The organism is Confluentibacter citreus (assembly GCF_002807055.1).
Taxonomy (GTDB): Bacteria; Bacteroidota; Bacteroidia; order Flavobacteriales; family Flavobacteriaceae; genus Confluentibacter; species Confluentibacter citreus.
Window position 1 is genome coordinate 1 of the sequence record NZ_NIXN01000016.1, and the last position, 4,399, is coordinate 4,399.

A 4,399-nucleotide genomic window follows, 5' to 3' on the forward strand; every position below is an offset into this window, starting at 1 on the left:
TAAAAAATTGCTAGTTTTAGCTAGCACAAAGTTGGTTGCCTGTTTGCTGGCTTCCGATTTTCCTTCGGAAAATCCTCGCCCGCTAACACGCAACTTTCCATACACGAACACGTTGTGTGCAAGCTGAAAACATGAACTACGAAAGGAACAAAATAGAACTTGAAGAAAATGGATTTTCCGTTTTATCTAACTTGTATTCGGACAATGAAATAAGTCAAATTTTGTCTTGCATTGAAAATACCGAACAAGACGGAAATTCATTTATGAAAACAAAAGACTTATTTGCTATTCGGCAATTAATCAAAAATGTTCCTGAATTAAGAGAATTGCTATTTAATAAAAAACTGACTGAATTAATAACTGACCTTTCAGAATCCGAATATTTCCTGACAAAAGCAATCTATTTTGACAAACCGAGCGAATCAAATTGGTTTGTTGCATATCATCAAGATTTGAGCATTTCAGTCGACAAAAAAGCGGACTTGGAAAGTTACTCGAATTGGACTTTTAAAAAAGAACAATATGGAGTTCAACCACCAATTGAGATTTTGCAAGACACAATAACAATCCGAATTCACTTGGACAAAACCGACAAGAATAACGGAGCGTTAAAAGTTATCCCGAAATCTCACCTAAAAGGAATAGTTCGTGCCGACTCAAAAGATTGGAATATTGAAAGCGAATATATTTGCGAAGTAGAAAAAGGAGGAGCAATGTTAATGAAGCCTCTGACTTTACATGCTTCGAATAGAACGACAAACGGAAAGAAAAGACGAGTAATACATTTAGAGTTTAATAAACATAATCTGACTAAACCGCTGGCTTGGTTAGAACATTATGAAATAAAAAGCCAGCACACAACACCGTGTATAAAAAATTGCTAGTTTTAGCTGGCACAAAGTTGGTTGCACGTTTGCTGGCTTCCGATTTTCCTTCGGAAAATCCTCGCCCTCAAACACGCAACTTTCCATACACGAACACGTTGTAAAACATTTAAGAGAAACCTAAAGATTAATGAATAACTTCTATCCATTCTATTTTATTTCAGACTTCTTTTATGAGTGTGATGAGGAAAATATCAAGACAAAGAAACCTACATTTAATCTTCAATTCCCGAAGGAACCTAAAATTGAAAATACTTGGGAATTCTTTTTTGGTATAAGCAAATGGAAATTAATAAAATACGAAAACGATAAAACAGAATTTAAAAATCAGAGAAATGTTTATGAAAAAAATCTAATCAAATATGAAACTGATGTAAGAAAAGAAATTATTCAATTCCACAAAAACACAACAGAGGAAGTCAAGAAAAAGTATGAATCTTTTTTTGAAAAAAATTTAGACTTAAAATTTATCGATGATGACCTGAAAACTGGAGTTGGTGAAAGAATCTTTAGAAACGAATTAATAAATGAATTTGGAGATAAAGTTTTAGTAAACAAGAAGATTGTTAAAGTTCTCACTCAAGAACCTCTTTATTTTGATGAACACTTGGTCATTCCGCAAGAAGATGAAGAGTATGAAATTGGTAATCCAGATTTTTTATTAGTTCTAAACCACTCAAATTTAAGAATAGTAATTAATATTGAAATAGATGAACCTTACATAGCCGAAAGTGGAGAAATTATTCATTACATAAATGATGAGGATGATAAAAACAAAGACTCTTACGTAAATTTTAGAAGAGACTTAAGGTTTAATGAAAATGGAATTATTGTTTTACGTTATTCAGAAGAACAAGTAGTAAAATATCCAAAAAATGTTGTCGAGGATATAAAATCATTTACTTCCAATATTTTAAATTTTAAATATCCGTATTATACTTTTGAATCTGAAATCACAAAATCAAAAAGATGGACAAAAAATGAAGCGATTGACTTATCAAATAATAACTTTAGAAATTCATATTTAATAAATAATGAAATTCCGTCTGCCAAAGAAAGAGGATTAGCGTATAAAATTGAAAGTCTAAACGGAGCTTGGTATGAAGACGAAGATGGAAGTAAATTATACTTTTACAAAGACCATTTAATAACTGAATTTGATATTCAACTTAAAAATTTTGTAAGACTTACAAAGATTGATAACAAATCAAAAGAAGAAGTAAATTATTTAGGCTTTGTTTCTCTAAAAAAAGATAGATTAAAACTATCATTTACAAAACGAAATGGCAGATTTCTAGGAAAAACTTACGGTTTTACTTGGGATTTGCAAATACTCAAATTGACAAACGAGATTTTCGATTATAAAGAAATTGAAAAAGATAAAATTTACAAAACAAGAAGAATTTAATAAAAACGTTTTACAACACCGTGTATAAAAAATTGCTAGTTTTAGCTAAACCAAAGTTTGTTGCGTGTTTGCCGGCTTCCGATTTTCCTTCGGAAAATCCTCGCCCTCAAACACGCAACTTTCCATACACGAACACGTTGCCACACATTTGAAAAACCAAACTATGAACAAAAAATTACATCTGATTTTATTATTTATTTTACCAATAGCAGTTTTCGGACAATTATCGGAATCGCTTAACGAAATGAAAGCGGACGAAAATCCAGAATATAAAAATTATGAACCTTTGTTATTTAAAGCAACGGAATACATCTTTGATAATCCAGTAAACAGAAAATCAAAGGAATTCATTTCTGCAACACAAATTGTCGGATTTTGGATGAATAGAGATACTGGAATGGGAACACCAACCTTTGGAGAATTTTTCACTTCTCTGACCAATGAAAATCAACAACAATTTCTTTATACAGTTGCGATGATTAATTACGGATTAGACCAAAAAATAAATCACGACCGACTTTTAAAATGTGCAAAAATAGACGGACAGAAATACAGTGAACAAGACGATGTTAGAGAAGTTCAACTTGGTGGAGCGAAAATTTTACTTGAATATATTGGAGAAAAACAGAATAATGTACCGATTAACTCAAAGACCGAAAAATATTTAAAAGCGTATAAAAAAGGAAAGTTGGACGAAATATTTTTTAATTAATAAATTGAAATAAAAAACGTGTGGCAACACCGTGTATAAAAAATTGCTAGTTTTAGCTGGCACAAAGGTCGTTGCCCGTTTGCCGGCTTCCGATTTTCCTTCGGAAAATCCTCGCCCCCAAACACGCAACTTTCCATACACGAACACGTTGGCAACAAGCTGAAAAAACCGAGAAAACCGAGAATGAATAACGAAAAATGGAATGAAATCTGCTTTTTACTATCCGACAATATTCGGACTGATATTAGCGAAAATGATTTTGAACAAAACGTAGTCCAAGCTTTAAGAGTTTTGGACTGGAAAGAATATTCTGGAGATATTGAAATTCGACCTTCTTTTCAAGTTGGTGCTGCAAATAGAATTACGCCCGATTTTGTGATAAAATCTTCCGACAATAAAAAACTCTTTGTAATTGAAATTAAACAACCAATTATTCCCCTAAATTCAAAATTTCAGCAACAACTATTTTCCTATATGCGTCAATTAAGACTCGAATACGGAATCTTAATTGGACAAGGAATCCAAATTTTTTATGATGGAGATTTAGCAAACCAAGATGACCCAATTTTGTTGGAGACAATTAAGTTCATAAAAGACGATGAAAAAGGATTAAAATTTGTCGAACTATTTGCAAAGGAAAGTTTCAACCAAGAATCATTAAAAGCATTTACGCTAAACGGACTTAAAAAAATAAACCGTATAGAAGAACATAAAAGTTTAACTAAAAAAATACTTTCGGAAAGTTATCAAGAAAAAATTTCGGAATTAATAAAACAAGACTTCTTAAACGAATATGACGGAGAGCTAATAGAATCTGTTCTTAAAGAATTGAAAATTGAGATAAAAAATAAAAATCCAGAAATGACTCAAACGGAATTCCCAAAAAGTCAGTTCAAAGAACAAAGAATTATTGATTACTCGAATGGCATTTTACCAATCGAAATAAATCCATCGTCTGAATCAGATTTTAAACACAGACTTTTATTGACAAAAACAGCTTACATAACGACTTTTTTCAAAAACGGGACTTCTAAACAAAGAGTTTGGAATGCTCAAAGATTTAGTGAAAGTTCGGGTGTTTTAGGAAACTTAAGGTCAAGACCTGAATTTAGAAATGGTGAATGGCAAAAACTCGGAATTGAAAAAGTTTATGTTTCGATTGACAAATAAAAAGCCAGTTGCCAACACCGTGTATAAAAAATTGCTAGTTTTAGCTAATACAAAGTTTGTTGCTTGTTTGCCAGCTTCCGATTTTCCTTCGGAAAATCCTCGCCCACAAACACGCAACTTTCCATACACGAACACGTTGTATGCAATTTGAGAAATGAACAGAAAAACGATAATATTTAGTGGAATAATATTAATTCTAATCGGAATTGGATTGTGGAATTACGG

Annotated in this window: 4 protein-coding genes; all 4 read left to right on the plus strand. The window is 31.7% G+C overall.

The window, feature by feature from the left end:
• Positions 1–131: 131 nt before the first annotated feature.
• The 4 genes from CDH49_RS15270 (at position 132) to CDH49_RS15290 (ending at position 4,174) form a co-directional block, all read left to right on the plus strand.
• Positions 132–884 carry a phytanoyl-CoA dioxygenase family protein gene (locus tag CDH49_RS15270; protein WP_100616396.1) on the plus strand — a complete coding sequence of 251 codons (753 nt, stop codon included), beginning with the start codon at positions 132–134 and terminating at the stop codon, positions 882–884.
• A gap of 130 nt (positions 885–1,014) precedes the next feature.
• Entirely contained in the window at positions 1,015–2,292 is a 1,278-nt protein-coding gene (locus tag CDH49_RS15275) for a hypothetical protein (protein ID WP_100616397.1), read from the plus strand.
• A 163-nt stretch (positions 2,293–2,455) separates the two neighbouring features.
• Positions 2,456–3,004 carry a hypothetical protein gene (locus CDH49_RS15280; protein ID WP_100616398.1) on the plus strand — a complete coding sequence of 183 codons (549 nt, stop codon included), beginning with the start codon at positions 2,456–2,458 and terminating at the stop codon, positions 3,002–3,004.
• Between the two features lie 183 nt (positions 3,005–3,187).
• Positions 3,188–4,174 (plus strand): type I restriction enzyme HsdR N-terminal domain-containing protein, encoded by a 987-nt coding sequence (locus CDH49_RS15290; protein WP_100616400.1) that lies wholly within the window; start codon positions 3,188–3,190, stop codon positions 4,172–4,174.
• Positions 4,175–4,399: the final 225 nt, after the last annotated feature.